The organism is Paraburkholderia sp. Clong3 (assembly GCF_050436485.1).
Taxonomy (GTDB): domain Bacteria; phylum Pseudomonadota; class Gammaproteobacteria; order Burkholderiales; family Burkholderiaceae; genus Paraburkholderia; species Paraburkholderia tuberum.
Window position 1 is genome coordinate 1,235,206 of the sequence record NZ_JBNDMH010000002.1, and the last position, 25,573, is coordinate 1,260,778.

A 25,573-nucleotide genomic window follows, 5' to 3' on the forward strand; every position below is an offset into this window, starting at 1 on the left:
GCGGCAGCATCCCTGCCCGCCTTCGGCGCCGCATTGAAAGTGCGCGCGGCGCCCTTCCAATGCGGCCGTCCCGCTCGCCAGCGGGCACCGCGCACCTTGCACGCCAGGCGGGCGCGCTTCAACGTTCGACTCACTCTCCGACTTCCCGATCAGATAATGAAATTCCTGTTCGATCTGTTCCCGATCATCCTGTTCTTCGTCGCCTTCAAGATCTGGGGCATTTTCACGGCGACGGCAGTGGCGATCGTCGCCACGCTGGTGCAGATCGCGTGGGTGGCGTTCCGCCACCGCAAGGTTGACCCGATGCTGTGGGTGAGCCTCGGCGTCGTCGTCGTATTTGGCGGCGCGACGCTCGTGCTGCACAACGACACCTTCATCAAATGGAAGCCGACCGTGCTGTACTGGGCGTTTTCCGTCGCGCTGATCGTGTCGCAGCTCGGCTTCAACAAGAACCTGATCGAAGCGATGATGGGCAAGCAGATCACGCTGCCGCACGCGATCTGGGGCAAGCTGAACCTGATCTGGGCGGTGTTTTTCGTGCTGCTCGGTCTGCTGAACCTGTTCGTCGCGTATCACTACACGACCGATCAGTGGGTCAATTTCAAGCTGTTCGGCGCGACCGGCTGCCTGCTCGTGTTCATCGTCGGACAGAGCCTGTGGCTATCGAAGTACATGAAGGAGGAATGACATGAGCGACCTGTTCATGCACGCCACCACCGCCGAGCGCGCCGCGCTGATCGAGGCGCGCCTCGCGGCCGCGCTCGCGCCCGTCGAATCGATCCGCATCACCGACGACAGCGCGCAGCACGCGGGCCACGCTGGTGCCGCCGCCGGCGGTCATTTCAGTGTCACGATCGTGGCCGTCGCGTTTGCCGGCAAGCCCCGCGTGGCGCGGCATCGCATGGTGTATGATGCGCTGGCCGATGCCATGCAGCGCGGCATTCATGCCCTTGCCATCACGGCGTATACGCCCGAAGAATTTGCTTTGTTGCCCCGCTAGGAACCTTTCGATGACCTTGAAGAAAACCCGCCTCTGGGTATTGCTGGCTGCGTTCGCGGCCGCACCTGCATTCGCACAGAACATCGCCGTGGTGAACGGTACGCCGATTCCGAAGTCGCGCGCCGATGCGTTGATCCAGCAACTGGTTCACCAGGGACAGCAGGACACGCCGCAACTGCAGCAGGCCGTGCGCGAAGAGCTCGTGAATCGCGAAATCCTGATGCAGGAAGCGCTGCGTCGCGGGCTGCCGAACCGTCCGGACGTCAAGGCGCAAATCGCGGTCGCGCAGCAAACTGTCGTGCTGCGCGCGCTGATCGAAGACTTCGTAAAGAACAATCAGCCGACCGACGCCGAAATCACCGCGCGCTACAACGCGCTCGTCAAGGATGCGGGCGGCAAGGAATATCACCTGCACCATATCCTCGTCGACAACGAGCAACAGGCGAAGGACCTGATCGCGAAGATCAAGGCCGGCGCGAGCTTCGAGGCCCTGGCCAAGCAGTACTCGAAGGACCCGGGATCGGGCAAGAACGGCGGCGATCTCGACTGGTCGGACCCGAAGGCCTACGTGCCTGAATTCGCGGACGCGGCCACGCATCTGCAGAAAGGCCAGATGACCGACACGCCGGTGCATACGCAATTCGGCTGGCACATCATCCGTGTCGACGGCATCCGCGCCGTCACGCCGCCGCCGCTCGAGCAGGTGCGCGCGCAGATCGTGCAGCAGATCCAGCAGGAAAAGCTGCAGGCGTTCGAAGAGAATCTGCGCAAGAACGCGAAGATTCAGTAAGGGTCGGCGGGCAGATTGTCTTCGGATAGTCCGCCTGGCTCTGAAGCCTGAATGCGATAAAGCCGCCCGTGGGCGGCTTTTTTGTTGCCGCAAGATTTGCAGCGGCGGCGTGCGTGGCTGCCGCAAACAGGAGCCGCCGCACGCGGGCGGCAGCCCCCTGACTCATCAACCGAGCCAGCGACGCGCGTTCTGGAACACGCGCAGCCACGGGCTCGCGTCCGTGCCGATCTCGCCCCAGCCCTGCGGATGCCAGCTCATCTGCACCGCGCGATGCACGCGCTCCATGTGCGGCATCAGCACCGTGAAGCGGCCGTCGGCCGTCGTGACCGAGGTGATGCCCTCGGGCGAACCGTTCGGGTTGAACGGATACTGCTCGGTCGCCTGACCACGGTGATCGACATAGCGCATCGCGACCGCGACCTTCGACTTGTCGCCCTGCTGCGAGAAGTCCGCAAAGCCCTCGCCGTGCGCGACCGCGACCGGAATGCGCGAGCCTTCCATGCCGGCGAAAAAGAGCGACGGCGATGCCTGCACCTCGACGAGCGAGAAGCGTGCCTCGAACTTCTCCGACTTGTTGCGCGTGAACTTCGGCCATGCTTCGGCGCCGGGGATCATCGACGCGAGGCTGCTCATCATCTGGCAGCCGTTGCAGATGCCGAGCGCGAACGTGTCGCCACGACTGAAGAACGCGGCGAACATGTCGGCCAGTTGCGCGTTGAAGCGGATCGTCTTGGCCCAGCCTTCGCCGGCGCCCAGCGTATCGCCGTACGAGAAGCCGCCGCACGCGACCGCACCCGCGAAATCGGCGAGGTTCGCGCGGCCCGCGAGCAGGTCGCTCATGTGCACGTCGTGCGCGTCGAAGCCGGCGCGATCGAATGCATAGGCCGTCTCCAGATGCGAGTTCACGCCCTGCTCGCGCAGGATCGCGACGCGCGGACGCGCGCCCTTGCCGACGCCCCGAAGGAAGTCCCCTTGGGGGACGCCCCGAAGGAAGTCCCCTTGGGGGACGCCCCGAAGGAAGTCCCCTTGGGGGACGCCCCGAAGGAAGTCCCCTTGGGGGACGCCCCGAAGGAAGTCCCCTTGGGGGACGCCCCGAAGGAAGTCCCCTTGGGGGACGCCCCGAAGGAAGTCCCCTTGGGGGACGCCCCGAAGGAAGTCCCCTTGGGGGACGCCCCGAAGGAAGTCCCCTTGGGGGACGAAAGGAGCGGCGACATCGTCGGCCGGATCGAAGCTCAGCACCGGCGTGATGCCAGGGTCCGCCGCGTCGAGCAGCGCGTCGTATTCGGCGTCGGCGCAAGCCGGGTTGTCGCGCAGACGCGCGATGCGCCAGCTCACTTCGCTCCACGTGCGATGCAATTCGGCACGCGGCGCCTCGTAGAGCTTCTTCGCGTCGCGATAGATCTCGATCACGTCGCGCTCGTTGGTCCTGCCGATCACGTGCGAGCAGGCCGACAGACCGTGTTCGCGCAGCGCGGCGAGCACCGCGTCGCGATCGGCCGCGCGCACTTGCACGACGGCGCCGAGCTCTTCGTTGAAGAGTGCGCGCAGCGTGCGGTCGTCGCGGCGGCCGCTGGTCTGCTTCGCCCAGTCCTTCGCGTCGCCGTAATCGGATTCGTGGTGCGCGTCGAGCACGAGCATGTCGACGTTCAGCGACACGCCCGCGTGACCCGCGAACGCCATTTCGCAAACCGTCGCCCACAGGCCGCCGTCCGAGCGGTCGTGGTACGCGAGCAGCTTGCCGTCGCTATTGAGCGCCTGGATCGCGTTGAAAAAGCGCTTCAGATCTTCCGGATCGTCGACGTCCGGCACCGTGTCGCCGACCTGCTGCGTGACCTGCGCGAGAATACTGCCGCCCAGACGCTGCTTGCCGCGGCCGAGATCGATCGCAATCAGCACCGACTCGCCGACTTCGCTCACGCGCTGCAGTTGCGGCGTCAGATGCTTGCGGACGTCTTCAACCGGCGCGAACGCGGAGATGATCAGCGACACCGGCGCGACCACTTCCTTCGCGACGCCGCTCTCTTCCCAGCGGGTGCGCATCGACAGCGAATCCTTGCCGACCGGAATGCCGATACCGAGCGCCGGGCACAGTTCCATACCGATCGCCTTGACCGTGTCGTAGAGCGCGGCGTCTTCGCCAGGCGCGCCGCACGCGGCCATCCAGTTAGCCGACAGCTTGAGTTTGTCGAGCGACGCGATCGGCGCCGCCGCGATGTTGGTGATCGCCTCGCCGACTGCCATACGGCCGGAGGCCGGTGCGTTGATGACGGCGAGCGGCGTGCGCTCGGACATCGTCATCGCTTCGCCGCTGAAGCCTGCGTAGTCCATCGTCGTGATCGCGACGTCGGCCACCGGCACCTGCCACGGACCGACCATCTGATCGCGCGCGGTCGTGCCGCCGACCGAGCGGTCGCCGATCGTGATCAGAAACGACTTGCTCGCGACCGTCGGATGACGCAGCACGCTCTGCGCGAGGTCCTGCAGCGCGAGGCCGGTCACGTCGACCGGTTCGAGCCTGCGCTCGGCACGCTTTACGTCGCGGTGCATACGCGGCGCCTTGCCGAGCAGCACTTCCATCGGCATATCGACTGGCTGGTGCGCGCCTTCCTGCAGTTCGGAATCGATGAGCTTCAGCTGACGCTCGGCGGTGGCCTTGCCGATCACCGCGAACGGGCAGCGCTCGCGCTTGCACATCGCCTCGAACACCGGCAGATCGGCCGGCGCGATCGCCAGCACGTAGCGCTCCTGCGCTTCGTTCGACCAGATTTCGCGCGGCGACAGACCGCTTTCTTCGAGCTGGATCTTGCGCAGTTCGAACAGTGCGCCCTTGCCCGCACCGTCCACCACTTCGGGGAACGCGTTCGACAGACCGCCCGCGCCGACGTCGTGAATACTGAGGATCGGGTTCTTGTCGCCGAGTTGCCAGCACGCGTTGATCACTTCCTGCGCGCGTCGCTCGATTTCCGGGTTGCCGCGCTGCACCGAGTCGAAGTCGAGCTCGGCCGTGTTGGTGCCGGTCGCCATCGAGCTCGCGGCGCCGCCCCCCATGCCGATGCGCATGCCCGGGCCGCCGATCTGGATCAGCAGCGAGCCTTCCGGCAGATCGTGCTTGTGCGTGTGCTGGTCGGAGATATTGCCGATGCCGCCCGCGATCATGATCGGCTTGTGATAGCCGCGCACGAGACCCGCGACGTTCTGCTCGTAGGTGCGGAAGTAGCCGCCGAGGTTCGGCCGGCCGAATTCGTTGTTGAACGCGGCGGCGCCGAGCGGGCCGTCGATCATGATCTGCAGCGGCGAGGCGATGCGGTCCGGGCGGCCGTACGCTTCGTGCTGGTCGGCCGGATTGCGCTGCACGAGCGGCTGAGCGGTGTCGCGGGCGTTTTCCCACGCCTCGACGCCGTCCGGCAGTTCGAGGTTCGATACCGTGAAGCCCGCGAGGCCCGCCTTCGGACGTGCGCCGCGTCCGGTCGCGCCTTCGTCGCGGATTTCGCCGCCTGCGCCGGTCGCGGCACCCGGGAACGGCGAGATCGCGGTCGGGTGGTTGTGCGTTTCGACCTTCATCAGCGTGTGCGTGAGCTCGACGCTGCGGCCATAGTGCTCGGGCAATTCGCTCGCGCCGAGGTCGGCCGGCGTGCGCGGGAACCAGCGCTCGGCCATGCCGCCGACCATGATCGCCGAGTTGTCCGAATACGCGACGATCGTGCCCTGCGGGTTCAGCTTCTCGGTGTTGCGGATCATGTTGAACAGCGACATGTCCTGCTTCTCGCCGTCGATCGTCCAGTCCGCGTTGAAGATCTTGTGGCGGCAGTGCTCGCTGTTGGCCTGCGCGAACATCATCAGCTCGACGTCGGTCGGATTGCGGCCGAGCTTCGTGAATGCGTCGACCAGATAGTCGATTTCGTCGTCGGCGAGCGCGAGGCCCAGTTCCGCGTTGGCGGTTTCGAGCGCGGCGCGGCCGCTCGCGAGCACGTCGACGGTTTGCAGCGGCTTGGCCGGCAATTCGTCGAACAGATGCAACGCGTGGTTGCGCGACGGCGCGACGCTCTCGGTCATGCGGTCGTGCAGCGCGGCGGCGACGGCCGCGCGCGCTTCGTCCGACAGCGTCTTCTTGCCGCCGAGCAGGCCGCTTTTCAGCGTCACCGAGTACTCGACGCCGCGCTCGATGCGGCGCACCTGAGTGAGCCCGCACAGATGCGCGATGTCGGTTGCCTTGCTGGCCCACGGCGACACGGTGCCAAAGCGCGGCACGACGAGGACGGTCTCGACCGTGCCACGCTCCTTGCCTTCTTCGAACGGATCGCCGTAGTGCATCAGCGCCTCGATCTTCGCGCTATCTTCAGCGGACAGTTCGGTCTGGGCATTCACGAAGTGCAGATACTGCCCGCGCACGCCGGTGATATTCGGGTCGATGCGCGTGAGCGTGTCGAGCAGGCGGGTTTGACGGAAATCGGAGAGGGCCGAAGCGCCGGGGAAACACGAGAAGTGGGCCATGGGACTTGACGTTGCGTCGCTCATTGATGCCGGGGAGCCGCGCATGCAGGCGACGTGAGGCGGAAAGGAAGTCGCAGATTATACCCCGGGAACGGGCTTCCAGCGGGCTCCGGGGTGCGTGGGCGGCGGGCCGCGCCGGCCCCGCGCGAGGCGGTCGCCGCGGTGCCCGTCGCGTCGCCGCGCGGGTGTTTTGACTGCTATCATTCGCGTTTCACCAGATCGGCGCACGCGGCCCGGGTTTCACCCGGCGGCGCGCCGCATGTCACAGCCAGCGGGAACGCGCGCGAGCCGCCCGTCGGCACATCGAATCAGAGCATGGATGTCATCGTCATTGGCGGCGGGGTAGCGGGCGTCGCCACCGCTTATCACCTGCGCGCGGCCGGCCACCGGGTATGCGTCGTCGAGCGTCACGCGACCGTCGCGCAAGGCGCCACCTACGGACAAGGCGGCAACGTGCTGCCGACGCCGCTCGACGTCTGGTTCGGCCCGACCTTCATGGCGAGCCGCTACAACGCGAAAAATGGCGTGATCAGCAAGACCGGCTTCAACGGCGCCGCGCGGCAGTTCATCAAGCAGCTCGGAGCATGGCAGGAGCCCGAGGCGTTCGCGCGCCAGTACGCGCTGCTGCGGCCGCTGATCGAATCCTCGCGCGATGCGATGGCCGACGTCGAAGCCCGCTTCGGCCTCGAATTCGAACAGGCGAGCGGTCTGCTGTACCTCGTGCGCAGCGCCCACGAATGGGAGCTGAACGCAGCCGCGCTCGATCTGCTGCACCGGTTCGAGGTGCCGCATCACGTGCTGAGCCCGGCCGAATGCGCGGCGTTCGAGCATGCGGTCCCCACAGATCCTGAATTCGCCGGCGGCGTGCTGTTCGAGCACGAGCGCACCGCGAACTGTCCGCTTTTTACCAAGCTCGTCAAACAGGTGCTCGATACCCAAGGCGGCGTGCAGTTCATGCCGAACTGCGAGGTGACCGGGATTCGTCTCGAAAGTCAGCGCGCGGCGGTCGAACTGGCGCCGCGCGACGGCGCGCCCCGCTCGCGCGAGATCGACGTGGTCCAGGCCGACGCGGTCGTGGTTGCCGCCGGTTACGGCAGCCTCGCGCTGCTCGAACGCGCGGGGCTCAGGCTGCCGCTGCATCCGCTGCGGCTGCATTCGCTGGTCGCGCCGATCGCGCACGAGGAATGCGCGCCGCACGTCGCGATCGTCGATGCGGTCAAGCGCATCGGCATCAGCCGCATGAACCATCGGCTGCGGATCGCGGGCGGCGCGGTGCTGCAAAGCGCGAGCCAGATCGACAAGCCGCTCGGCGAAGCGCTGACCAAGGAGGCGCTCGCGTTGCTCGGCCAGGCGACGCACGACTGGATTCCGGGCGCCGCGCGCATTTCGGCGGCGCTGCCGTGGGAAGGCTTGAAACTGCTGTCGCCCGATGGCTTGCCGGTGATCGGCAACGCGCTGCATCCGCGGCTGTTCATCAACGTCGGGCATGGCCCGGCCGGCTGGGGCCTCGCCTGCGGCGCGGGCAAGCTCGTTGCACAGCTGATGTCGGGACAGACGCCGACGTTGCCGCAAGACACGCTCGCTGCATTGAGGCCGGAGCGGTTCCAGTAAGGTTTCGTGCGGTTCCAGGCGGGTATGGCGGGCTGACAGCCCGCTGTCGATACCCCGCGTTCATCGCGCCGCTTCCGCCGCACGCACCGAAACAGCCGCACGCCGTGCGCCTATCGGCACTAACATAGCGATTCCAAAGTCTGCCCGCCGCGCCGCGGGCGCACCGCCAGGTTTCGCCATGACAGACGCAGAAAACTCGCTGCTCTCCCTTTTCGATCCGCTGACCGACTCGCAGCCGCTTGCGCTGCCGCTACTGACGCTGACCGACTTGCGGATCGCCGAATCCCAGGCCGCCGCGGCCCTGCCCGAGCACACGCTGATGGCGCGCGCCGGTCACGCGGCCGCGCGCTGGCTGCTCGAACGGATTGCCGCGGATACGTCGGTGACGAAGTCGCAGCAGCGCGCGTGGCTGGTCGCCGGCCCCGGCAACAATGGCGGCGACGCGCTGGTCGTCGCGACAGAACTGCACAAGGCCGGCATCGCAGTAGAAGTCTGTATGCCGGTTGAAGTGAAGCCCGCCGACGCGCGCTGGGCGCTCGACGCCGCGCGCGCCGCCGGCGTGCCGATCGACGCGGCGTCGCCCGCCTCGCTCGACGGCTATGGCTGGCTCGTCGACGGTATGTTCGGCATCGGTCTCGCGCGGCCGCTCGACGGCGTCTTCGCGACGCTCGCGCGGCAGTTGTCGCACTGCACGAAGGCGCGCCCGACACAAGGCGCCGTGCTCGCGCTCGATGTGCCCAGCGGGCTCGACAGCGACACCGGCGCGGTGATCGGCGGCAACGGCGCGGCGGCGGTCCATGCGACGCACACGATCACGTTCATCGGCGCGAAGCCGGGGCTTTTCACCGCGCAAGGCCGCGATCTCGCCGGGCGAGTGACGGTCGCACCGATCGGGCTCGTGGCAGGGATCAACGGCGGGGGCAGCCAGGACGCTGCCACCAGCGCCTCACGTGCGGCGATCCAGCTCAGCGCGCCCGATCTCTTCGGCCCCTTCATGCCCCCACGCAACTTCGCGACCAACAAGGGCACCTTCGGCAGCCTCGCGGTGGTCGGCGGCGACACCGGCATGTGCGGCGCGCCGATTCTGGCGGCACGCGCGGCGCTCTACACCGGCGCGGGCAAGGTCCACGTCGCGCTGCTCGGCGAAGGCGCCCCGCCCTACGATCCGCCGCACCCCGAACTGATGCTGCATCCGATCGACACGCTGCCGCTCGATTCGATGGACGCACTCGCGATCGGCTGCGGCATGGGGCACGGCGAACGCGCGACGCGGGTACTGCACGACGTGCTGCAACTCGACGTGCCCAAGCTGTTCGATGCCGACGCGCTGAACCTGGTCGCCAACGATCCCGCGCTCGCCGCGGAAGTCACCGCGCGCGGCGTGCAAGGCGATCCGTGCATTTTCACTCCGCATCCGCTCGAAGCGGCGCGCCTGCTTGGCAGCGATGCGGCGAGCGTGCAACGCGACCGTCTCGCGGCCGCACGCGCGCTCGCGGCGCGTTTTGCGAGCGTCGTCGTGCTGAAGGGTGTCGGCACGATCATCGCCGCGCCCGACGGCCGCCTCGCGCTGAACCCGACCGGCAACGCCGCGCTCGCGACGGGCGGCACCGGCGACGTGCTCGGCGGCATCATCGGCGCGCTGCTCGCGCAGCATCTGCCACGCTTCGAGGCGGCGCTCGCGGGCGTCTATCTGCACGGCCTCGCCGCCGATGCTCTGACCGCGCAGGGCCACGGCCCCGCCGGGCTGACGGCCGGCGAGCTGGCACCGATGGTGCGTACCTTGTTGAACCGGCTGTTCTATTCGGCGCCGCTTGCTTGACGCGCGCGATTGCTCTGAATACGAATCGCGTTCGCGGCGCTCGTTCACACCGATGAAACATCGCGATCCCAATCATCGCGAGCGCGCGCAACGCACTGCTGCCCGTCGCGCATCCCCGCTATACTGATTGCCTGCGCCGCGCGTCGGATCGATCGCGGGTCGCGGCGATACTCCAGCGGGCGCGAGCGCCGCCTCGCGTTTTCGCGAAGTTCACCCGCTTCGCGAAGTATCGTCGGCACCTGTCCCGCTCCGGGCCGCGTGGCATCGCTCTGACTGCATCGCCGCATCATTCTCGGCCGCGCTTCATGCGCGCGCCTTCCTTCGTGCCCCTTGGTTAGACGGACGCTATGACCCAGAACTCGCTCCCCTCCTGGTCCTCGCTGCAGACGCATTACGACACGATTCGCGATGCGCATCTGCGCGACTGGTTCGCCCCCGAGAACGATCCCGCTCCCACGCGCGCCGAACGCTTCACGTTCGCGGGCGGCGGTCTCTCAGCCGATTTCTCGAAGCACCGCATCACCGACGAAACCCTGCAACTGCTCGTGCAACTCGCCCGCGAAGCCGGCGTCGAAAAGCGCCGCGACGCGATGTTCGCGGGCGAGGTCGTCAACCCGACCGAAGGCCGCGCCGCGCTGCACACGGCCTTGCGCGCAACCGACCCGAAGGCGCCGTTCTTCGCCGAAGTGCAGGCCGAGCGCAAGAAAATGGCCGCGTTCGCCGAGCAGGTCCGCAGCGGCGCATGGACCGGCTATACCGGCAAGCGGATCCGTCATGTCGTGAACATCGGCATCGGCGGCTCGGATCTAGGGCCGAAGATGGTCGTGCACGCGTTGCATCATCTCGCGACGCCCGAGATCTCGACGCACTTCGTGTCGAACGTGGACGGCGCCGATCTGTACAACGTGATGCAGCAGATCGATCCCGAAGAGACGCTCGCGATCATCGTGTCGAAGACTTTCACGACGCTGGAGACGATGACCAACGCGCGCTCGCTGCGCGACTTTTTCATCCAGAAAGGCTGCCCGGAAAGCGCGCTGGCGAAGCACTTCGTCGGTGTGTCGGCCAATACCGCCGAAGTCGTCAAGTTCGGCATCGCGCAAGAGAACGTGTTCTCGATGTGGGACTGGGTCGGCGGACGCTACTCGCTGTGGTCGGCCGTCGGCCTGTCGATCATGATCGCGGTAGGTCCGCAACAGTTCGACGAACTGCTCGCCGGCGCCAACGAGATGGACCAGCACTTCCGCACCGCGCCGCTCGACAGGAACCTGCCGGTGCTGCTCGGCATGATCGGCATCTGGTATCGCAACTTCTTCGGCTCGCAGAGCTATCTGGTCGCGCCGTATTCGCAGGCGCTGCATTTCCTGCCGTCGTATCTGCAGCAGCTCGAAATGGAGAGCAACGGCAAGTCCGCGCGTCTCGACGGCGCGTTCGTCGACTATGCGACTTCCGCAGTCACATGGGGCGAGCCGGGCACGAACGGTCAGCACGCGTTTTTCCAGATGCTGCACCAGGGCCCGACGATCGTGCCGATCGATTTCATCGCGCTGCTGACGCCCGAGCATCCGCTCGCGAGCCATCATCCGAAGCTGCTCGCGAACTGCTTCGCGCAGAGCGAAGCGTTGATGCTGGGTCGCACGCTCGAGGAAGCGAAGAAGGTGGCCGGCCCCGACAAGCCGGAACTCGCACCGCACCTGACGTTCCCCGGCAACCGCCCCACCGCGACGCTGCTGCTCGACGCGTTGACCGCGCGCACGCTCGGCGCGCTGATCGCGCTTTATGAGCACAAGGTGCTGGTGCAGGCGTCGGTGTGGAACATCAACCCGTTCGATCAGTGGGGCGTCGAACTCGGCAAGATTCTCGGCAAGGTGGTCGAGGCCGATCTGGGCGCGGCGAGTGCCGACGTGAAGAAGCATGACTCGTCGACGGCGGCGCTGATCGCGCGGGCCCGGGCTGCGTTGAAGCGCTGAATGGAAGTCTGGAGCGCACGATAGCGGGCGATAACGCGCCACAAACAGAACGAAGCGGGCTATGGCCCGCTTTGTTTTTGCTTCGACGACGACATGCCCGAGGTACGCGAGCGCAAGCCCGTGATCCGCCGGACCATCAAGCGAGCCGCCCCGCTTCGATCGTCACCGTCGTATCGCAACGCCGCGCGAGTTCGATGTCGTGTGTCACGAGCACGAGCGTCGCGCCGTGCGCGCGATTCATCTCGAACATCAGATCGATCACCGCGTGGCCGGTGGCCGCGTCGAGACTGCCGGTGGGTTCGTCGGCGAACAGGATCGCCGGGCGCGTGACGAACGCGCGCGCGAGCGCGACGCGCTGCTGCTCGCCGCCCGACAGCAGCTTCGGATAATGACCGGTACGCTGTCCGAGCCCAACCTGTTCGAGCAGTTCACGCGCACGCGCGGCGGCCTCGCGTGTGCCGATGCCGCCTTGCAGTTCGAGCGGCAACGTGACGTTTTCGAGCGCGGTCAGATGCGGCATCAACTGAAACGACTGGAACACGAAGCCGACCGCGCCGCTGCGCAACGCGGCGCGGCCGTCTTCGTCGAGCTCGCCGAGTTCGCGCCCGAGCAGCCGAACCGAGCCCGCGCTAGCACTGTCCAATCCCGCGAGCAAGCCGAGCAGCGTAGACTTGCCCGACCCGGATGCACCGACGATCGCGACGCTGCTGCCGGCATCGATGGCAAGATCGATGTCATCGAGAATCGTCAGTTCGCCCGCAGCATCCTTAACCCTCTTGCACAAACCCCGCACTTCAATGACTGGATCAGTTCTGTTTGGCATGGTGAAGCGTAGGTTGAAAGTGCGCGCCATCGCCCCTCGCGCCGCGGCGCTGTCTGCGGCATTCGGCGCGACCATGATGGCCGCCGCGCTGGTTTCGTTACCGTTGCGGGCTCACGCGGCGAATACGCCCGAACCCGCAAAGCCGGTGATCGTCGTGCTCGGCGACAGCATCTCCGCTGAGTACGGGCTGCCCCGCGATACGGGCTGGGTCGCGTTGATGCGTCAGCGTCTGGCCGAAGAGCGCATCGATTATAGCGTCGCCAATGCGAGCATCAGCGGCGACACGACGAGCGGCGGACGCGCGCGTCTGCCCGCGCTGATGGAACGGCTCAAACCGAGCATCGTGATCGTCGAGCTCGGCGCCAACGACGCGTTGCGCGGCGTGCCGCTCTCGACGACCGAGGACAACCTGCGCACGATCATCGAACAGGCGCAGCAAGGCCACGCGAAGGTCGTGCTCGTCGGCATGTACGTGCCGCCCAATTACGGCCCCGACTATACGCAAAAGTTCCACGGCCTCTACGGCCAGCTGTCGAAGGAGTTCCATGTGCCGCTCGTGCCGTTTCTTCTCGCCGGCATCGCGGATAAACCGGACATGTTCCAGGCCGATCAGCTCCACCCGACGCAGCAGGCACAGCCGCTGCTACTCGACAACGTGTGGCCCGCTGTCAAGCCACTTCTTCGCACAAGTTCGCCGCACTGAAAGACCTGCTAACGACTTGTTTCCGGAACCTGGGGAACACGGATCGCCGAGCCGTTCGACATATGGGCAATCCCTGCGACCCGGCTCATTCTTGAGCGACTTCTGAGGAGATAACGTTGAAATATTTACCGTTAATCGCTTTGACCATTGCCATCTCGGCCTGCGCGGCTCAACCGCCGGCCGGCGTTCAGTCGGTGGGTCAAAGCCAGCAGCCGCCTCGCGCCGTCGCAACCTGCATCGCGCAGAAATGGGCGGATAGTTCGCAACAACAGGTGGTCTCGCAAACCATCCTCGCCAACGATCAGGCCATGGACGTCTACGTCCCGGGCCAGCAGCCGCCCAACGGCGCGGCCGCGGTGGTCCGTCCTTCGTATAGCGGCAAGGGCACGTGGGTCGGCTTTCGCGCCGGCGGCGCTGGCGGTGGCAACGCCACCGGCGCGATCAGCGGCTGTCTGTAAAGCTGCCACCCGGCTGTAGATAAAAAAAGCCCCGCAAATGCGGGGCTTTTTTTGGACGAGCAGGTAATGCTTACTGCGGCTTACTAATCGGACGGCTGGGCGGCGCTGTCGAGCGTACCGTAGAACTTCACCTTCGAGCGCTCGCGCAGCGCTTTCAGATAGGCTTCGGTCTGCGACTGCGCGTCCACCTGCGCGATCTGCTGCTGCGCGACAGCGAGATGCTGCGCGTCGGTGGCCGCGGGCTGCACGATCTGGTTCACGCGATAGATCGCATAGCCGTCGTCGCCGAGATCGACACCGACGTAGGCCGGCAACTTTTGCGCATCGACCTTGTAGATTGCGCTCAGTGCGGCAGGTGGCACGCCCTGCGCGTCATTGCGCGACACCTTCAGCGGCGACGAGAAACCGGCGGTCGTCTTCGATTTCTCGAACTCGGCCAGTTTCGCGACGCCGTCCTTGTGCGCTGCTTCGTTCGCCTGCACGGCGATCACCTTCTGACGCACCGCGTCCTTCACCACGTCGAATGCGGGCACGGCAGCGGGCTTGTAGTCGGTCACACGCGCGGCGATCAGCGTGTTGTTGCCGACGTCGATGGCCTGCGTATTGTTGTGCGCCGATACCGAGTCGTTCGCGAACACGGCTGCGAGGAACTTCGGGTTGTTCAGCGGGCTGTCGGGCGGCAGCTTCGGATCCGGCTGCGGCGTGACCGTCGCGGTCTGGATCTGCAGCTTGAATTTGTCAGCGGCCGGCTGCAGGCTCTTGGCCTTTTCATAGACGAGCGACGTGAAACCTTCCGAGCTGTCGGTGAATGCCTTGCTCGCCAGTTGCGTCTTCAGCTCCCTGGCGATCTGGTCCTTCACTTCGTCGAACGACTTCGTGACCGCCGGCTTTATATCGGTGACCTTGATGATGTGGAAACCGAAGTCGGTCTGGACGATGCCGCTGATTTCGTCCTTCTTCAGAGCGAACACCGCGTCGTCGAACGCCTGGCCGCCCGCGATCATGCCGCGGCCGAAGTAACCGAGATCGCCACCCTTCGATGCCGAACCCGGATCCTGCGAGTTCCGCTGCGCGATCTGCGCGAACTGGTCCGGATGCGCCTTGAGCTGCGCGAGCAACTCCTCGGCCTTCTGCTTCGCTTTGGCCTTGTCGGCCGCGCTCGCGTCCTTCGGTGCCGCGATCAGGATATGGCTCGCGCGCACTTCGCCTTCGGTGCGGAAGTGGGCGATGTTGTCGTCGTAGTACTTCTTCAGGTCCGCGTCGCTCGGCTGCACCGATGCGCTCAGCGCGGCCGGCGACATCACCAGGTACTGGATCGTCGCCGTAGCGGGCGTCGCGAAGTCGTTGCGATGCGCGTCGTAGTACGCTTGCAGTTGCGCATCGGTCGGCTGGATCTTCGCCGCGTAATCGTGCGGATGGAACGCGATGCCCTGCACTTCACGCTGCTGCTGCGCGAGCTCGGTCAAGTGCTGCGCGAGCGTCTTCGACGTGAACGCGCTCGCCTCGATGCTCGCGGGCAGTTGTTGCATAGCGAGGTTGTAGCGCACGCGCTCGTCGTACTGATCGGGCGTCATGCCCTGCATCGCGAGCAGTTGCTTGTAGCGGTCGAGGTCGATCGACCCGTCGGGATTCTTCAGCGACGAGATCACCGGATCGGACAGCAGCGCGCGCCGCACCGCTTCGTCCGATGCGCTCAGATGCAGACGCTGCGTTTCGTCGGCAAGCACACGCTGCTCGATCATGCCGTCGAGCATCTGGCGACGGCGCTCCGGCGTGTCGAACGACTTCATGTCGAACTTCGCGCCGAGCATCTGACGCCCGCGGTCGATCTGCTGGCGCATCGCGTCGTCATATTCGACACGGGTGATCTTGTGACCGTTGACACTCGCGACGTTTGCACTTTCGTCAAGGAAGCCGCGGAAACCCTGAATACCCACGAAACCCAACCCCGGCAAAATGACGAGGATGAGCATGAACATCATCAGGCGTTGGTGATTGCGGAAAAAATCGAGCATGCGTGAGGGGTGCCAAAAACAGAAGGCCCGATCTTACAACAGCGGGCAACAAAAAAGGCGAACCGGAGTTCGCCTTTCGTGGATACTGGCGGAGTGGACGGGACTCGAACCCGCGACCCCCGGCGTGACAGGCCGGTATTCTAACCGACTGAACTACCACTCCTTATACTGCACTTTTGCGACTGGAAACACTGCGGCCGAATCTGAAACTGGTGGGTGCTGAGAGGCTCGAACTCCCGACCTACGCCTTGTAAGGGCGCCGCTCTACCAACTGAGCTAAGCACCCGTTTCCTGATTCAGTGCTTGATGTGTTTTCTGCCTTGCCGCTGCCCTCCCCGTGAATCGTTCATGCAGTCGGGTTAAGCAATTCCTCAAGCAGCAAGCGCACTAGTTTAGCGCATCCTTCAGAGCTTTGCCAGGCCTAAATTTAGGAACTTTCGCTGCCTTGATTTTGATCGCGGCGCCCGTGCGCGGATTGCGTCCGGTGCGCGCGGTGCGCTTGCCGACCGCGAACGTGCCAAAGCCGACCAACGTCACAGATCCGCCCTTCTTCAACGTGTTTTTGACGCCCGCGATGACTGCATCGAGCGCACGGCCCGCCGCGGCCTTCGAAATGTCGGCTTGCTGTGCGATGTGATCGATCAATTCCGTCTTGTTCATTCAAACCCCCGTGAATGTTTATTGGCAATCGTGACAGTGCTTTCCAGCACCTCCCGCCACGCGGCCGGCGCGAACGCCAGGCCGCCTCATTAGAAGCGGCCGAAACCCATGTGTCAACCGGGGTTGAGCCTGATCGGCGTTATTTTGGAGGGGCGCTTTTGTCACAGTATGTTGCAGCGGAAAGACTGGCGATGCGGCCTGGCGACGAAGCCGCGCGGGCAAAAAAAACCCGCGGCTCTTGACCGCGGGTTTTCTGCTTCAGCGAACGACACCGCTGCAGAATGCTTTGGCGTCAGCGCATTCTGATGCGCATCGAACCTTAGTGCTTGACGACGTCCGTCGCGGCATCCTTGCCCGGCTCAGCCCCAACCGGCGCCGAGGGCTTCGGTTCTTCTTCCGGTAACGCCTGCGGTACACGCTCGAGCGCAAGTTCGAGCACCTTGTCGATCCAGCGGACCGGCACGATTTCGATCGCGTTCTTCACGTTGTCCGGAATCTCCGTCAAGTCCTTGACGTTTTCTTCCGGAATCAGCACCAGCTTGATGCCACCGCGATGCGCCGCCAGCAGCTTTTCCTTCAGGCCGCCGATCGGCAGAACTTCGCCACGCAGCGTGATTTCGCCCGTCATCGCGACATCGGCGCGCACCGGAATACCGGTCAACACCGACACCAGCGCGGTCGTCATCGCGATACCAGCCGAAGGACCATCTTTCGGCGTCGCGCCTTCCGGCACGTGGATGTGAATGTCCTGCTTCTCGAACGCTTCGTCCTTGATGCCAAGACGACGCGAACGCGAACGCACGACCGAGCGCGCCGCTTCGACGGACTCCTTCATCACGTCGCCGAGCGAACCCGTGCGGATCACATTGCCCTTGCCCGGCATCACCGCGGCTTCGATGGTCAGCAGATCGCCGCCCACTTCCGTCCACGCGAGACCCGTGACCTGGCCCACCTGATTTTCCTTCGCGGCCAGACCGAAGTCGTACTTGCGCACGCCGAGGAACGTGTCGAGGTTGCTGCCGTCGACCTTCACCGCGCCTTCCGCCTTCTTCAGCAGAAGCATCTTCACGACCTTGCGGCAGATCTTCGAAATTTCACGCTCGAGCGAGCGGACGCCCGCTTCGCGCGTGTAGTAACGAATGATGTCGCGGATCGCGGTTTCCGTCACATCGACCTCGCCATCCTTGAGGCCGTTGTTCTTCTTCTGCTTCGGCAGCAGATAACGCTGCGCGATGCTGACCTTCTCGTCTTCCGTATAACCGGACAGACGGATCACTTCCATCCGGTCGAGCAGCGGCGGCGGAATGTTCAGCGAGTTCGACGTCGCGACGAACATCACGTCCGACAGATCGAAGTCGACTTCGACGTAGTGGTCGGCGAACGTGTGGTTCTGTTCCGGATCGAGCACTTCCAGCAGGGCCGACGACGGATCGCCGCGGAAATCCTGACCCATCTTGTCGACTTCGTCGAGCAGGAAGAGCGGATTGCGCACGCCGACCTTGGTCAGGCTTTGCAGGATCTTGCCCGGCATCGAACCGATGTACGTGCGACGGTGGCCACGAATCTCGGCTTCGTCACGCACGCCGCCCAATGCCATGCGCACGAACTTGCGGTTCGTCGCGCGCGCGATCGACTGACCGAGCGAAGTCTTACCGACGCCCGGAGGCCCCACGAGGCACAGGATCGGCGCCTTGACCTTGTCGACACGTTGCTGGACCGCGAGATACTCGAGAATGCGTTCCTTCACTTTCTCGAGACCGAAGTGATCTTCGTCGAGCACGCGCTCCGCATTCGACAGGTCGTTGTTGACCTTGCTCTTCTTGCGCCACGGCAAGCCGATCAGCGTGTCGATGTAGTTGCGCACGACCGTCGCTTCCGCCGACATCGGCGACATCAGCTTGAGCTTCTTCAGCTCGGCGTCGGCCTTCTTCTTCGCTTCCTTCGGCATGCGGGCGGCCGTGATGCGCTTCTCGAGTTCTTCGAGATCCGCACCTTCTTCGCCTTCGCCGAGTTCCTTCTGGATCGCCTTGACCTGTTCGTTCAGGTAGTACTCGCGCTGACTCTTCTCCATCTGACGCTTCACGCGCCCGCGGATACGCTTTTCGACCTGCAGGATGTCGATCTCGGCTTCGAGTTGCGCGAGCAGATGCTCGAGCCGCTCGATCACCGGGAACATCTCGAGGATGTGTTGCTTCTGGTCGAGCTTGAGCGGCAAATGCGCCGCGATCGTGTCGGCGAGACGCCCTGCCTCGTCGATACCCGACAGCGAGGTCAGGATCTCCGGCGGGATCTTCTTGTTCAGCTTCACATACTGGTCGAACTGCGACACGATCGCGCGACGCAGCGCTTCGGTTTCAGCGCTGTCGGCGTGGTCAGGTTCGAGCGGCATGACTTCGCACGAGAACTGCGTTTCCTGTTCTTCGATGGAAAGCGTCTTCGCGCGCTGCAAGCCTTCGACGAGCACCTTCACGGTACCGTCGGGCAGCTTCAGCATCTGCAGGATGTTGGCGATACACCCTACTTCGTACATGTCCTTTTCGGTCGGCTCATCTTTCGCAGCCGTCTTCTGGGCGACGAGCATGATGTGCTTGCCGCCTTCCATCGCTGCTTCGAGAGCCTTGATCGACTTCGGGCGGCCTACGAAGAGCGGAATCACCATGTGCGGGAAAACGACTACGTCGCGCAGCGGGAGCAGCGGCAGCGTAATGCGTTCCGGCGGGAGGAGTTGGGTTCCTGACATTTCATTTCCCCATGAGTGGAATCAGTTCGTTCGATAGGTGAGGCCAGCAGAAAATTTTGCAAGCCTCCGCGTGTGGGAAAAGTTCAGTGACTCCGAAGGTTCAGTGACTCCATAGTTGAGAACAACCAGCCTGACCACACGATAAACGAAAAAGCCGTTCACGTCGCCATGAACGGCCTTTTTGCAGAACTCGAAAGCCGATCAGTTCGAACCCGCGACCTTCGGCGCGTCTTCGTAGATCAGCAGCGGTTTGCCGTCGCCGTCGATAACGTTGTCGTCGATGATGACCTTGCTGACACCTTTCATTTGCGGAAGGTCGTACATGACATCAAGCAACGCCTGTTCCAGAATCGAACGCAGGCCCCGCGCGCCCGTCTTGCGGCGGATCGCCTTGCGCGCCACGGCCTGCAACGCGGCCGGACGGATTTCGAGCTCGACGCGCTCCATGCTGAACAGCTTGTGATACTGCTTGACCAGCGCATTCTTCGGTTCGACGAGAATCTTCATCAGCGCCGCTTCGTCGAGCTTGCCGAGCGTGGCGACCACCGGCAGACGGCCGATCAGCTCCGGAATCAGGCCGAATTTGATCAGATCTTCCGGCTCCACTTCGCGCAGCACTTCGCCGGCGTCGCGGTCCTGCTTGCTCTTCACGCTCGCGCCGAAACCGATGCCGGTCTTCTCGGTGCGATCGACGATGACCTTCTCGAGGCCGTCGAACGCACCGCCGCAGATGAACAGGATGTTCGTCGTATCGACCTGGATGAAGTCCTGGTTCGGGTGCTTACGGCCACCTTGCGGCGGCACCGACGCCATCGTGCCTTCGACCAGCTTCAGCAGAGCCTGCTGCACACCCTCGCCCGACACGTCGCGTGTGATGGACGGGTTGTCGGACTTGCGACTGATCTTGTCGATTTCGTCGATGTAGACGATGCCGCGCTGGGCCTTGTCCACCTCGTAATTACAATTCTGCAGCAGCTTCTGAATGATGTTCTCGACGTCTTCGCCGACATAGCCGGCTTCCGTCAGCGTGGTCGCGTCGGCGATCACGAATGGCACGTTCAGAAGGCGCGCGAGCGTCTGCGCAAGCAGCGTCTTGCCGGAGCCGGTCGGGCCGATCAGCAGGATGTTGCTCTTGGACAGCTCGATTTCATCCTTCTTGTCGAGATGCTTGAGGCGCTTGTAGTGGTTGTAGACCGCGACCGCGAGGATCTTTTTCGCGCGCTCCTGACCGATCACGTACTGGTCGAGAATTTCGCGGATTTCCTGCGGGGTCGGCAGATCGGACTTGGACAAGCCGGCCTCGATGCCCGCGCCTGCAGCCTCGTCACGAATGATTTCGTTGCACAGATCGATACATTCATCGCAGATGAATACCGACGGGCCAGCAATCAGTTTCTTGACCTCATGCTGGCTCTTGCCGCAAAACGAGCAATACAACAGCTTTTCGCTGTTAGAACCTTTCTTGTCCGCCATAGATGTGTGAGCCTCCGGACACCGGATTAGATAATACGCCGTTTGCCCCCGCCACGCAGTTTGGGCGCGGCAGGGCTAGTGAGCACGATAACGGCGCTTGCCGCAGACGCCCGGACGGAAGTTGAACATTCACAACCGACCCGATGACGGTTTTGCCGCAACAGTGGGCAAAACAGCAGGGCAAAACCGTACCAGATCAGGGACGCTTGTGCGCCACCTGGTCGACGAGGCCGTACGCCTGCGCGTCATCGCCGGACATGAAATTGTCACGGTCGGTGTCACGCGCGATACGTTCGACCGGCTGACCGGTGTGGTGCGCGAGCAGATGATTCAGCCGATCCTTCAGGTACAGGATTTCACGCGCCTGGATTTCAATGTCCGATGCCTGGCCGCGCGCGCCGCCGAGCGGCTGATGAATCATCACGCGCGAATTCGGCAGCGCGAAACGCTTGCCCTTAGCACCGGCCGCGAGCAGGAACGCGCCCATGCTCGCCGCAAGCCCCATGCACAGCGTCGAGACGTCCGGCTTGATGAACTGCATCGTATCGTAGATCGCCATACCGGCAGACACGGAGCCGCCCGGACTGTTGATGTAGAAGTAGATGTCCTTGTCCGGATTCTCGCTTTCCAGAAACAGCATCTGCGCAACCACCAGATTGGCCGTCTGGTCGTTCACTTCGCCCACGAGGAACACGATGCGTTCCTTCAGCAGACGCGAATAAATATCATAGGAGCGCTCGCCCCGACCGCTCGTTTCCACGACGATCGGCACCAGACCGAGTGCCTGCGCTTCGAGATCCCGGGACGACTGGGAGGTCAACGTGTCCAGCATTTGGGCGCGAAAGGTCATGCAATGGATCCTTGTCTGGAAATATTCTGAATATTAGCTGCTGGACACAGGTTGGTGCGACGAGCCCGTATTCAAGTGCCGTCTTCGTGTGCGCCGCACGACCGGATCCGGTACGTCACACAGATTCATGGCACAAAAAAACGGCGTGCCGGCCGTCGGTCGCTCCGACAGCCGGCACGCCGTTGCAGCGACGCTTACGCTTGCGCCGTTGCGCTTGCCAGTTCCTCGAAGCTCACTTCCTTGTCCGTCACCTTGGCCTTGCTGAGGACGAAGTCGACGACGTTGGCTTCAACGACATACGCTTCCATTTCAGCAAGACGTTGCTGGTTGGAATAATACCAGCGGACGACTTCCTTCGGGTCTTCGTAGCTTTTCGCGAATTCATCGACTTCGGCACGGATCTGCTCCGGCTTCGCCTGCAGTTCGTTCGCCTTCACGAGTTCGGCCAGCACGAGACCCAGCTTGACGCGGCGCTCGGCCTGCTCCTTGAACATCGCGGCCGGGATCGGCGCGTCCTTCGCGTTCGGCACGCCGCGCTGTTCCAGATCCTGGCGAGCCATCGCGACGAGGCGCTCCTGATCCTGCTCGATCAGCGCGTTCGGGACGTCGAGCTCCGAGATTTTCAGCAGTGCGTCCATCACCTGGTTCTTGACGATGGCTTGCGTGCGGCGCTTCGCTTCGCGCTCGAGGTTGTCCTTGATTTCAGCGCGCATCTTGGTCAGATCGCCGTCTTCGATGCCGAGCGATTTCGCGAATTCGCCGTCGACTTCCGGCAGATGCGGCCATTCGATCTTCTTCATCGTGATCGTGAATTGCGCCGTCTTGCCCGCCACTTCCTTGCCGTGGTAGTCGTCCGGGAACTTCAGGTCGAATTCCTTCGCTTCGCCGACCTTCAAGCCGAGCGCCGCTTTTTCGAATTCCGGCAGCATGCGGCCTTCGCCGAGGATGAAGCCGAAGTCTTCGGCGCTACCGCCCTGGAATGCTTCACCGTCGATCTTGCCGACGAAGTCGACCGTCACGCGGTCGCCGTCTTTGGCGGCCGTGTCCGCGCCGCCGTCGCCGTGCTCGCCTGCCTCGCCGCGAGCGTGGAAGTGCACGCGCTGTTTGCGCAGGATGTCCAGTGTGCGGTCGATTTCCGCTTCGCTGATGCTGGTCATGGTGCGCTCGATTTCAGCCGTGGCGACGTCGCCCAGCTTCACTTCCGGATACACCTCGAAGGTCGCGTCGAACGCGTAGCTGCCTTCACCAGCGTCGGTCTTCGGCGCGAAGCTCGGCTGACCCGCGACACGCAGGTTTTCGGTGCGGCTGATGTCGAAAAATTCCTTGCCGACCTTGTCGCTCAACACTTCGGCTTCCACCTGGCCCGAATACTGTTGCGTCACCATCTTGAGCGGCACCTTGCCCGGGCGGAAACCCGGCATGCGCACGTTCTTCGCGAGTTGACGGATACGCGAATCCACTTCCTTCTGCACGGCATCCTTCGGCAGGGAAATCGTCACGCGGCGTTCGAGCTTGCCGAGGTTTTCAACAACGTTAGCCATGACTTCAATCGTCCTAAAATTATTCGAGCGAATCAGTTATCTTCTCCGTGCTGCCCGTCGATGTCGCTTCGCATCGATTTGCGCCGATTGCATCGATCACGCACCTGCGCCGCGGGCTTGCAGGCCGTCGGCAGCACGGTTGAGTCCAAAGAGCCGAATATTTTAGCAAACTATTTGCGCGCCTAGCCGGGATTCGATGATTGCATCGAGTTTTCCCTGCATTCCGGGCGTTTTGAGGGCCATTTTCGGTTAGTTTTGACACAGCGAGCGCGATTTGCCGCTGGCATCGCTATCCGGTTAGCGTCGTGCGTTCCTCGGCGCTCTTTCGTCATGCAACAGAACGTTCGCGTGGACGCTCGCACCCGCTCGCGGCCGACGTGTCGTGGCGGCGATCCCGCCTATGCCTTTCGACATATTCAGCCGACGCCCCCATGCTGATAAGCTAACGCACTCGGTCGGGCCGCCACCGCCGGTCACCAGCAACTGGTCGCTTCATCCGCTCCAGCAACCGCTTACAACGACTCAAACCTCTCAGAGACACCATGCCGAATTCGTCGTCCTCGCCTGTCGTCGTCATCGCTCCCGATTCATTCAAAGGCTCGCTCAGCGCGGAACAGGTCGCGCAGGCGATCGCATCCGGCGTCCAGCGCGCACGCCCCGACGCGAGCATGCGCATCTGTCCGATGGCCGACGGCGGCGAAGGCACGCTCGACGCAATGCTCACGAGCGGCGGCGAGCGCCGCACGCTTAGCGTGCGCGGCGCGGCCGGTCCGACGCGCGCAGCGCTGACGGGCCTGCTCACGGACGGCGGCGCGATCATCGAAACGGCGGAAATCGTCGGCATTACGGACCCCGTCGGCATGGGCGTGCCGGTCGAGGCGCGCAGCACGCGCGGCATGGGCGAAGCGATTCGCGCGCTGCTTGATGCCGGCGTGCGGCGCTTTTTCGTCGCGCTCGGCGGCAGCAGCACGAACGACGGCGGCGCCGGCCTGCTGACCGGCCTCGGCTTGCAACTGTTCGACGCGCAAGGCAACGTACTCGAAGGCACACCCGAGCAGCTTGCGCGCGTGGCGCGGGTCGATGCGTCGCTGCTCGACGCGCGGCTTGCCGACACGCAGTTCGTCGGCATGTCGGACGTCGACAATCCGTTGACCGGCGAGCACGGCGCGACCGCGATCTTCGGTCCGCAAAAAGGCGTGAAGCCAGAACAGGTCGCGCCGATCGACGCGGCGCTCGCGCGCTTCGCCGATCTGCTCGAAGCCGCGCTCGGCCGCACGGCGCGTGACCTGCCGGGCGCGGGCGCGGCGGGCGGCCTCGGCTTCGCATTGCACATGCTCGGCGCGCAGTTCGAGCCGGGCGCGGAAACCGTCGCGCGGCAAATCGGCCTCGACGCCGCGCTCACGGGCGCCAACTGGCTGATCACCGGTGAAGGCCGTTCCGACGTACAGACGCTGCACGGCAAGGCGCCGTTCATCGCCTGCGCGCATGCGCGCGCCGCGGGCGTGCCCGCCACGCTGCTGTCCGGCGCGATCGACCCCGCCGCGCTGCCGCGTCTTGCCGAATACTTCGGCGGCTGCTTTTCTCCGGCGCCGGGGCCGATCACGCTCGACGTCGCGATTCGCGACGCGGCGCGCCTGCTCGCCAACGAAGCCGAGCAGCTGACGCGCCTGAAATACGGCGTGCGTTGACCCGTGAAACGGTTGCCGCAACAATCACAGCGCCACGACCGTTCCACTCATCACGGGGTGACCATGAAGGACTCCGCCAAAGCCGGGCTCGAGCAGTTCCTCACGTATCGTCTGCATGTACTGAACAAACTGGCCGAGCGCGGCATCAGCGCGCGCTACGCGGCGAAGCTCGACGTGACGCTGCCCGAAGCGCGGGTGATTGCGACGGTGGGATCGTTCGGACCGTTCTCGATCATGGAGTTGGCACGCCATGCCAATCTCGACAAAAGCCAGGCGAGTCGCGCGGCCGAAGCGCTGATCCGGCAGGGACTCGTGCAGCGCGAAGCGAGCGCCGCGGACGGCCGCGTCGTGCTGGTCTCGCTGACGCAGGAAGGCCGCGCGCTGTATCGCAAAGTGATGCCGATCGCGCGCAAGTGGAACGGCGATATGTTCGAGTGCCTCGACGAAGAGGAAAGGGCCGCGTTCGGCGCGGCGCTCGACAAGGTGATCCGTGCCATGAACGCGCGGGAGTGATAGCGCGCGGCGAACCGGCCGTGTTTGAAAAGCGCCGTTTCACGGCATTGGGCGGCGCGTGTCAAAATTGAGCCTCGGTCAACGCGCCTTCACCCTCTTTTTCATCCAGGGACGTTTCAGTGGACATCAACAAACAGGTCGCGGCACTCACCGCGTCGGAACTCCAGACCGCCGGCGCGAGCCAGGCGACCGCGATCGCGGTCAGCGTCGTGCTGCGGCATCTTCGTTCGCCGGAACTGGCGAAACTGCTGTCGTCGGCATTTGAAAATCATCAGGCGGTGATGCTGCAAACGCCGTGGCCGGACCAGATGCTGCAGGCGTTCGAGTCGACGCGCCGTTTCCTCGAAGGCGCCGCGCAAGCGGAATTGCCGGGCTCGCAGGAAGCGCCGGGAACGCCGGGTGCCTGAGTCGCGCGGTCGCGATGAAAG

Annotated in this window: 19 protein-coding genes and 2 tRNA genes; 11 read left to right on the forward strand and 10 right to left on the reverse strand. The window is 64.3% G+C overall.

Annotation, left to right across the window (positions count from 1 at the left end; genetic code table 11):
• Nucleotides 1–156: 156 nt before the first annotated feature.
• From OKW30_RS09950 to OKW30_RS09960, 3 genes are read left to right on the forward strand one after another with little or no spacing between them, the layout of a single operon-like run.
• Nucleotides 157–687 carry a septation protein A gene (locus OKW30_RS09950; protein ID WP_085481354.1) on the forward strand — a complete coding sequence of 177 codons (531 nt, stop codon included), beginning with the start codon at nt 157–159 and terminating at the stop codon, nt 685–687.
• Nucleotide 688: 1 nt separating this feature from the next.
• Nucleotides 689–1,000: a BolA family protein gene (locus OKW30_RS09955; RefSeq protein WP_013089413.1), complete on the forward strand. Its 312-nt coding sequence runs from the start codon at nt 689–691 to the stop codon at nt 998–1,000.
• Between the two features lie 10 nt (nt 1,001–1,010).
• Nucleotides 1,011–1,790 carry a peptidylprolyl isomerase gene (locus OKW30_RS09960; RefSeq protein ID WP_184063566.1) on the forward strand — a complete coding sequence of 260 codons (780 nt, stop codon included), beginning with the start codon at nt 1,011–1,013 and terminating at the stop codon, nt 1,788–1,790.
• A gap of 165 nt (nt 1,791–1,955) precedes the next feature.
• Here the strand turns inward: OKW30_RS09960 and purL are convergent, their stop codons facing one another.
• The gene (gene purL, locus OKW30_RS09965) at nt 1,956–6,281 is read right to left on the reverse strand and encodes a phosphoribosylformylglycinamidine synthase (RefSeq protein WP_429346618.1); all 4,326 of its coding nucleotides are present in this window, start codon (nt 6,279–6,281) and stop codon (nt 1,956–1,958) included.
• 315 nt (nt 6,282–6,596) lie between these two features.
• Between purL and OKW30_RS09970 the strand changes: the two genes are divergently transcribed.
• From OKW30_RS09970 to pgi, 3 genes are all read left to right on the forward strand, one after another.
• Nucleotides 6,597–7,892, forward strand: a complete 1,296-nt coding sequence (locus OKW30_RS09970) for an FAD-dependent oxidoreductase (RefSeq protein WP_429346619.1) — start codon at nt 6,597–6,599, stop codon at nt 7,890–7,892.
• A 178-nt stretch (nt 7,893–8,070) separates the two neighbouring features.
• Nucleotides 8,071–9,711 carry an NAD(P)H-hydrate dehydratase gene (locus tag OKW30_RS09975; protein ID WP_429346620.1) on the forward strand — a complete coding sequence of 547 codons (1,641 nt, stop codon included), beginning with the start codon at nt 8,071–8,073 and terminating at the stop codon, nt 9,709–9,711.
• A gap of 347 nt (nt 9,712–10,058) precedes the next feature.
• The gene (gene pgi, locus OKW30_RS09980) at nt 10,059–11,681 is read left to right on the forward strand and encodes a glucose-6-phosphate isomerase (RefSeq protein WP_184063580.1); all 1,623 of its coding nucleotides are present in this window, start codon (nt 10,059–10,061) and stop codon (nt 11,679–11,681) included.
• Between the two features lie 136 nt (nt 11,682–11,817).
• Here the strand turns inward: pgi and OKW30_RS09985 are convergent, their stop codons facing one another.
• Nucleotides 11,818–12,504 carry an ABC transporter ATP-binding protein gene (locus OKW30_RS09985; RefSeq protein ID WP_026225394.1) on the reverse strand — a complete coding sequence of 229 codons (687 nt, stop codon included), beginning with the start codon at nt 12,502–12,504 and terminating at the stop codon, nt 11,818–11,820.
• Here OKW30_RS09985 and OKW30_RS09990 point away from each other — a divergent pair.
• Nucleotides 12,503–13,207 (forward strand): arylesterase, encoded by a 705-nt coding sequence (locus OKW30_RS09990; RefSeq protein WP_184063583.1) that lies wholly within the window; start codon nt 12,503–12,505, stop codon nt 13,205–13,207. The genes OKW30_RS09985 and OKW30_RS09990 overlap by 2 nt on opposite strands.
• A gap of 116 nt (nt 13,208–13,323) precedes the next feature.
• Complete coding sequence (locus OKW30_RS09995) at nt 13,324–13,665, forward strand: hypothetical protein (RefSeq protein ID WP_184063586.1); 342 nt, start codon at nt 13,324–13,326, stop codon at nt 13,663–13,665.
• An 83-nt stretch (nt 13,666–13,748) separates the two neighbouring features.
• Here OKW30_RS09995 and OKW30_RS10000 read toward each other — a convergent pair whose 3' ends face one another.
• The 8 genes from OKW30_RS10000 to tig all read right to left on the reverse strand — a co-directional run bounded on the left by OKW30_RS10000 (nt 13,749) and on the right by tig (nt 22,944).
• Nucleotides 13,749–15,680 carry a SurA N-terminal domain-containing protein gene (locus OKW30_RS10000; RefSeq protein ID WP_429346621.1) on the reverse strand — a complete coding sequence of 644 codons (1,932 nt, stop codon included), beginning with the start codon at nt 15,678–15,680 and terminating at the stop codon, nt 13,749–13,751.
• An 86-nt stretch (nt 15,681–15,766) separates the two neighbouring features.
• Nucleotides 15,767–15,843, reverse strand: a tRNA-Asp gene (locus tag OKW30_RS10005).
• A 47-nt stretch (nt 15,844–15,890) separates the two neighbouring features.
• A tRNA-Val gene (locus OKW30_RS10010) sits at nt 15,891–15,966 on the reverse strand.
• A 101-nt stretch (nt 15,967–16,067) separates the two neighbouring features.
• Nucleotides 16,068–16,340, reverse strand: a complete 273-nt coding sequence (locus OKW30_RS10015; protein WP_018418077.1) for an HU family DNA-binding protein — start codon at nt 16,338–16,340, stop codon at nt 16,068–16,070.
• Nucleotides 16,341–16,659: 319 nt separating this feature from the next.
• Nucleotides 16,660–19,080 (reverse strand): endopeptidase La, encoded by a 2,421-nt coding sequence (lon, locus tag OKW30_RS10020; RefSeq protein ID WP_018418078.1) that lies wholly within the window; start codon nt 19,078–19,080, stop codon nt 16,660–16,662.
• Nucleotides 19,081–19,281: 201 nt separating this feature from the next.
• On the reverse strand, nt 19,282–20,553 hold the full coding sequence (clpX, locus tag OKW30_RS10025; protein WP_013089402.1) for an ATP-dependent Clp protease ATP-binding subunit ClpX: 1,272 nt from the start codon (nt 20,551–20,553) through the stop codon (nt 19,282–19,284).
• Between the two features lie 196 nt (nt 20,554–20,749).
• Nucleotides 20,750–21,403: an ATP-dependent Clp endopeptidase proteolytic subunit ClpP gene (gene clpP / locus OKW30_RS10030; protein ID WP_013089401.1), complete on the reverse strand. Its 654-nt coding sequence runs from the start codon at nt 21,401–21,403 to the stop codon at nt 20,750–20,752.
• Between the two features lie 194 nt (nt 21,404–21,597).
• On the reverse strand, nt 21,598–22,944 hold the full coding sequence (gene tig / locus OKW30_RS10035; RefSeq protein WP_184063592.1) for a trigger factor: 1,347 nt from the start codon (nt 22,942–22,944) through the stop codon (nt 21,598–21,600).
• A 542-nt stretch (nt 22,945–23,486) separates the two neighbouring features.
• On the opposite strand from tig, the gene OKW30_RS10040 reads away from it, so the two are divergent.
• The 3 genes from OKW30_RS10040 to OKW30_RS10050 all read left to right on the forward strand — a co-directional run bounded on the left by OKW30_RS10040 (nt 23,487) and on the right by OKW30_RS10050 (nt 25,552).
• Nucleotides 23,487–24,632 carry a glycerate kinase gene (locus OKW30_RS10040; protein ID WP_429346622.1) on the forward strand — a complete coding sequence of 382 codons (1,146 nt, stop codon included), beginning with the start codon at nt 23,487–23,489 and terminating at the stop codon, nt 24,630–24,632.
• A 63-nt stretch (nt 24,633–24,695) separates the two neighbouring features.
• On the forward strand, nt 24,696–25,145 hold the full coding sequence (locus OKW30_RS10045; RefSeq protein ID WP_184063596.1) for a MarR family winged helix-turn-helix transcriptional regulator: 450 nt from the start codon (nt 24,696–24,698) through the stop codon (nt 25,143–25,145).
• A 119-nt stretch (nt 25,146–25,264) separates the two neighbouring features.
• Complete coding sequence (locus OKW30_RS10050) at nt 25,265–25,552, forward strand: hypothetical protein (protein WP_184063597.1); 288 nt, start codon at nt 25,265–25,267, stop codon at nt 25,550–25,552.
• Nucleotides 25,553–25,573: the final 21 nt, after the last annotated feature.

What these genes read in the sequence shown, in the direction of transcription:
- OKW30_RS09950 (WP_085481354.1), top strand. Translation starts at nt 157, where the DNA reads ATGAAATTCCTGTTCGATCTGTTCCCGATCATCCTGTTCTTCGTCGCC.
- OKW30_RS09955 (WP_013089413.1), top strand. Translation starts at nt 689, where the DNA reads ATGAGCGACCTGTTCATGCACGCCACCACCGCCGAGCGCGCCGCGCTG.
- OKW30_RS09960 (WP_184063566.1), top strand. Translation starts at nt 1,011, where the DNA reads ATGACCTTGAAGAAAACCCGCCTCTGGGTATTGCTGGCTGCGTTCGCG.
- purL (WP_429346618.1), bottom strand. Translation starts at nt 6,281, where the DNA reads ATGGCCCACTTCTCGTGTTTCCCCGGCGCTTCGGCCCTCTCCGATTTC.
- OKW30_RS09970 (WP_429346619.1), top strand. Translation starts at nt 6,597, where the DNA reads ATGGATGTCATCGTCATTGGCGGCGGGGTAGCGGGCGTCGCCACCGCT.
- OKW30_RS09975 (WP_429346620.1), top strand. Translation starts at nt 8,071, where the DNA reads ATGACAGACGCAGAAAACTCGCTGCTCTCCCTTTTCGATCCGCTGACC.
- pgi (WP_184063580.1), top strand. Translation starts at nt 10,059, where the DNA reads ATGACCCAGAACTCGCTCCCCTCCTGGTCCTCGCTGCAGACGCATTAC.
- OKW30_RS09990 (WP_184063583.1), top strand. Translation starts at nt 12,503, where the DNA reads ATGGTGAAGCGTAGGTTGAAAGTGCGCGCCATCGCCCCTCGCGCCGCG.
- OKW30_RS09985 (WP_026225394.1), bottom strand. Translation starts at nt 12,504, where the DNA reads ATGCCAAACAGAACTGATCCAGTCATTGAAGTGCGGGGTTTGTGCAAG.
- OKW30_RS10000 (WP_429346621.1), bottom strand. Translation starts at nt 15,680, where the DNA reads ATGCTCGATTTTTTCCGCAATCACCAACGCCTGATGATGTTCATGCTC.
- OKW30_RS10015 (WP_018418077.1), bottom strand. Translation starts at nt 16,340, where the DNA reads ATGAACAAGACGGAATTGATCGATCACATCGCACAGCAAGCCGACATT.
- lon (WP_018418078.1), bottom strand. Translation starts at nt 19,080, where the DNA reads ATGTCAGGAACCCAACTCCTCCCGCCGGAACGCATTACGCTGCCGCTG.
- clpX (WP_013089402.1), bottom strand. Translation starts at nt 20,553, where the DNA reads ATGGCGGACAAGAAAGGTTCTAACAGCGAAAAGCTGTTGTATTGCTCG.
- clpP (WP_013089401.1), bottom strand. Translation starts at nt 21,403, where the DNA reads ATGACCTTTCGCGCCCAAATGCTGGACACGTTGACCTCCCAGTCGTCC.
- tig (WP_184063592.1), bottom strand. Translation starts at nt 22,944, where the DNA reads ATGGCTAACGTTGTTGAAAACCTCGGCAAGCTCGAACGCCGCGTGACG.
- OKW30_RS10040 (WP_429346622.1), top strand. Translation starts at nt 23,487, where the DNA reads ATGCCGAATTCGTCGTCCTCGCCTGTCGTCGTCATCGCTCCCGATTCA.
- OKW30_RS10045 (WP_184063596.1), top strand. Translation starts at nt 24,696, where the DNA reads ATGAAGGACTCCGCCAAAGCCGGGCTCGAGCAGTTCCTCACGTATCGT.